Annotated in this window: 6 protein-coding genes and 1 pseudogene; 6 read left to right on the forward strand and 1 reads right to left on the reverse strand. The window is 63.6% G+C overall.

Annotation, left to right across the window (positions count from 1 at the left end; all coding sequences use genetic code 11):
• Positions 1-99: 99 nt before the first annotated feature.
• Complete coding sequence (locus AC1D00_RS30885) at positions 100-771, reverse strand: DUF938 domain-containing protein (RefSeq protein ID WP_404551300.1); 672 nt, start codon at positions 769-771, stop codon at positions 100-102.
• 246 nt (positions 772-1,017) lie between these two features.
• On the opposite strand from AC1D00_RS30885, the gene soxX reads away from it, so the two are divergent.
• The 6 genes and pseudogenes from soxX to AC1D00_RS30915 form a co-directional block, all read left to right on the forward strand.
• Complete coding sequence (gene soxX, locus AC1D00_RS30890; protein ID WP_477013265.1) at positions 1,018-1,371, forward strand: sulfur oxidation c-type cytochrome SoxX; 354 nt, start codon at positions 1,018-1,020, stop codon at positions 1,369-1,371.
• Positions 1,372-1,396: 25 nt separating this feature from the next.
• Positions 1,397-1,888, forward strand: coding sequence for a thiosulfate oxidation carrier protein SoxY (soxY, locus tag AC1D00_RS30895; protein ID WP_477013266.1), 492 nt, complete (start codon positions 1,397-1,399; stop codon positions 1,886-1,888).
• A gap of 10 nt (positions 1,889-1,898) precedes the next feature.
• Positions 1,899-2,210, forward strand: a complete 312-nt coding sequence (gene soxZ / locus AC1D00_RS30900; RefSeq protein ID WP_404551304.1) for a thiosulfate oxidation carrier complex protein SoxZ — start codon at positions 1,899-1,901, stop codon at positions 2,208-2,210.
• Positions 2,210-3,073, forward strand: coding sequence for a sulfur oxidation c-type cytochrome SoxA (gene soxA, locus AC1D00_RS30905; RefSeq protein ID WP_167771058.1), 864 nt, complete (start codon positions 2,210-2,212; stop codon positions 3,071-3,073). Before soxZ ends, soxA begins: the two co-directional genes overlap by 1 nt.
• Positions 3,070-3,375, forward strand: a complete 306-nt coding sequence (locus AC1D00_RS30910) for a hypothetical protein (RefSeq protein WP_135176119.1) — start codon at positions 3,070-3,072, stop codon at positions 3,373-3,375. Before soxA ends, AC1D00_RS30910 begins: the two co-directional genes overlap by 4 nt.
• Before the next feature lie 44 nt (positions 3,376-3,419).
• Positions 3,420-3,877 (forward strand): annotated as a pseudogene (locus AC1D00_RS30915) (thiosulfohydrolase SoxB); the annotation flags it as partial.

Raw genomic sequence — 3,877 nt, forward strand, 5'->3', positions numbered from 1 at the left:
CACTTTTTGCCTGGCTGCCCCTCTCCCCCGCCCTCCCCCGCAAGGGGGGAGGGAGCGCACCATTTTCCTGGCTATAGTCCGGATCTGATCGCGCTCAACTCAGCGCGAAAACACCAGCGTCAGATTGTTCGCAGGCATCTCGATCGTATCGATCAGGCCAAGGCCTGTGCCTCGCGCCAGCGTCTCGACATCGCCGATGTCGCGCACGCCCCAGTCGGGATTGCCTTCGCGCAAGGAGGTGTCGAACACGGCGTTGCTGAGCGCGGTGTGCTTGCCGTCGCGCTTGAACGGGCCGTAGAGGAACAGCTTGCCGTCGGCGCGCAGATAGCGGCCGGCGCCAGCGAACAGGCCTTCGGCCACGCTCCACGGCGCGATATGGATGACGTTGGCGCAGAACACGGCGGCGAGGTTGGTCGGCCCCTGCCCGCTTCGCATCTCCGGACACCAGCCGGGATCGGAGAGATCGATCCGCAACGGCGAGCGGATGTTTGGCAGGCCCGAATGGACGCGCCAGGCCTCGATGCTCTTCACGTGCCGCTGGTTGAGGTCGCTCGGCCACCAGACCAGATCGGGCGTATGGCGGGCGAAATGGACCACGTGCTGGCCGGTTCCGCTGCCGACCTCGACCACGTTGCCGGTGCTGCCTGCCAGATGCTTCTCCAGCGCCGCCCAGAGCGGCTCGTGATTGCGATGGAATGCCGGCGCATCGAGCCGCCCATCGGACTCGACCCGTCCGCCGTCCTTGCCAAATTCGACGACATATTCAGCCAAATGAGGTCCCCTTGAAAAAACGAGAACACGATGAAAACGGGATGGGCGCCCAAACGCCCTCGAAACAGCCGGCCCGCACCCACGAGCCAATCGGCCGAACAAATAATCTCTTTAGTTGCAATGCGGAAGATATTAACTCCATTTTGCCGCGTGCATAGTCTTGATTGTCAGGCGATGCCCTTTGTGCTTTGGAACGCTGCTATTTCCGCGATCGAGACCATCGCCATAACGCCTCGGAATGACGCCTTGACCGCCTTTTCCCGGACGCCTGCCCTGCTCCTCCTGCTGGCCTTCGCCACCGGCCTCGCCAGCCCGGCGCGGGCGCAATCCGCTGCGGCCGAGGGCCGGAAGCTCGCCTTCGACCGCGGCAAGGGCAATTGCCTGACCTGCCACGTCATCAAGGGCGGCGACCTGCCGGGAACGATCGGCCCGGAGCTGAAGGACCTCAAGGCAAAATACCCCGATCGCAACGAGCTGGTCGCGATCATCTTCGACGAGACCAAGCGCAATCCGCAGACCATGATGCCGCCGTTCGGCCGGAACCGGATTTTGACCGACCAGGAGATCAGCGCGATCGTTGATTTCCTGCAAACCCTGTGACTTCCGGCACGCCAGGAGAGTTCAGATGACCACGACCACCGGCCCTCATCCGACGCGGCGCCTGATCCTTCAGGGCGCGGCCTCCGTCGCGCTGCTCGGCCTCGGCAATCTGCCGTTCGGCGCAGCTCCCGCGCGCGCCGCGGCCAACGACAAATATCCGGAAGAGGCGTTCAAGCTGAAGAACGAAGCGGACGCGATCAAGGCGCTCTACGGCAAAACCGTCGAGCCCTCCGACAAGGTCAAGCTGGATGCGCCGGAGATCGCCGAGAATGGCGGCGTGGTGCCGATCTCGGCGACGACGACGCTCGACAAGGTGACCTCGATCTCGTTCTTCGTGGCCGAGAACCCGAACGCGCTCGCGGCGTCCTACAGGATTCCCGATGGCACGCTGCCTGCTGTCGCCAACCGGCTGAAGATGGCCAAGACTACCAACGTGACCGCGATCGTGGAAGCCGACGGCAAGCTCTACAGCGCGACCAAGGAAGTCAAAGTCACCGTCGGCGGCTGCGGCGGCTAAGGAGATCGACATGGCATCCAGCATTCGCGTCCGCGCAACATCCAACGGCGACATCACCGAGGTGCAGGCGCTGATCCAGCACCCCATGGACACCGGCCTGGTCAAGGATTCCAAGGGCGAGGTGATCCCAGCGCATTTCATCCAGCAGCTGAAGTTCGAATGTAACGGCAAGGACGTCTTCGTCGCCGATTGGGGCACCGCGGTCTCCAAGGATCCCTACGTCAAGTTCAGCTTCAAGGGCGCCAAGAAGGGCGACGACCTCAAGATCTCCTGGACCGACAACAAGGGCGGGTCGGACACGACGACCGCGAAGATCGCGTGATGAAAGCCCGGTCTGCCCTCCTGCTTGGCTCGTTGAGCGCCACGCTTGTCGCGTTCGCCCTCACCTCTCCACGTGTGATCGCGGCCGACAAGGTCGACCCCGTTGCCGACGCAAAGGCGTTCCAGAATTTCTACTTCCAGAAATTTCCCGATGTGAAGCACGAGGATTTCGTCAACGGTCCTTATTCCATGAACGAGGACATGAAGCGGCAGTGGCAGGAGAAGGAAGAATTCCCGCCTTACGAATTCGCGCTCGACGCCGGCAAGGAAATGTTCGCCACCCCGTTCAAGAACGGCAAGACCTATGCCGACTGCTTTCCGAATGGCGGCATCGGCATCCGCCAGAACTATCCTTACTTCGACACGAAGGAAGGCAAGGTCGTCACGCTGGAGCTCGCGCTCAACCGCTGCCGCGAGGCCAATGGCGAAGCGCCCTATTCCTACGTCAAGGACGAGATGGCCTCGCTGACCGCCTATATGGCCTTCACCTCGCGCGGCAAGCCGATGGACATCAAGATCCCCGACGATCCCCGCGCGCTCGCCGCGTTCGAGAACGGCAAGCGCTATTTCTACACAAGGCGCGGCCAGATGAATTTCTCCTGCGCGAGCTGCCACGTGCAGAGCCCGGGGGAGCGCATCCGCGCTGAGATTTTGGCGCCGGCGCTCGGCATTTTGAACGCGATGCCGATCTACCGCTCCGAATGGAGCGGCATGGGCACGACCAGCCGCCGCTTCGTCACCTGCAACAGCCAGACCCGGGCGGTTCCGCTGGAGCCGCAGGCGGATGAATATCGCGACGTCGAATATTTCCTCTCCTACGTCGCCAATGGCCTGCCGATATCAGGGCCGGGAGCGCGGCCATGAAGCGGTCACTTCCCCTCGCCATGCTGCTCGCCCTCAGCCTCGCGCCAGCGGCGCGCGCGGCAAATGAGGCGGATTACAAGGCGGCCTATGCCGCCGCCGAAGCCGCCTCCAAGGAGGCAGCCGGCATGCGCAATCAGTGGACCGTGACCGTCTCGACGCTGGCGGCGGCGAAGAAGGCGGCCGACGGCGGCGATTTCGACCGCGCCGTGGCTGCAGCCCAGGAGGCCGAGGCGCTGGCGAAGGCGTCGATCTTCCAGGCCACGTCCGAAAAAGACGCCTGGAAGGCGATGGAAATCCGCTAGACTGGACCTCAACTGAACTGCCGATGAGGCGCGGAGGATTCTGGATGGCGATCCGCCGCCGTGATTTCCTGAAGAGTGCAGGCGTTGCCGCGGCATCGCTCAGCCTGCCGCGGCTCGCGCGCGGCACTGAAGCGGCGAGCATCTACGACATCGAGCGTTTCGGCCGTGCGCGGATCCTGCACATCACCGATACGCATGCGCAGCTCAATCCGGTGTATTTCCGCGAGCCGAGCGTGAATATCGGCATCGGCGACATGGCAGGGCGACCACCGCATCTGGTCGGACGCGCCTTCCTGGAGCGCTTCAACATCCGGCCCGACAGCGCCGATGCCTATGCCTTCACCTGCTTCGAGTTCGAGAAATCCGCGGGCCGCTTCGGCAAGCTCGGCGGCTTTGCTCATCTGAAGACGCTGATCGACCGCTTGCGCGGCGACGTCGGCGAAAACCACTCGCTGCTCGTCGATGGCGGCGACCTCTGGCAGGGCACGGGACTCGCCAACGT

Source organism: Bradyrhizobium sp. P2_E8 (assembly GCF_056403875.1).

Bases quoted from the DNA above. Each gene is read 5' to 3' on its own strand.
- soxY (WP_477013266.1), top strand. From the start codon at position 1,397: ATGACCACGACCACCGGCCCTCATCCGACGCGGCGCCTGATCCTTCAG.
- soxZ (WP_404551304.1), top strand. From the start codon at position 1,899: ATGGCATCCAGCATTCGCGTCCGCGCAACATCCAACGGCGACATCACC.
- soxA (WP_167771058.1), top strand. From the start codon at position 2,210: ATGAAAGCCCGGTCTGCCCTCCTGCTTGGCTCGTTGAGCGCCACGCTT.
- AC1D00_RS30910 (WP_135176119.1), top strand. From the start codon at position 3,070: ATGAAGCGGTCACTTCCCCTCGCCATGCTGCTCGCCCTCAGCCTCGCG.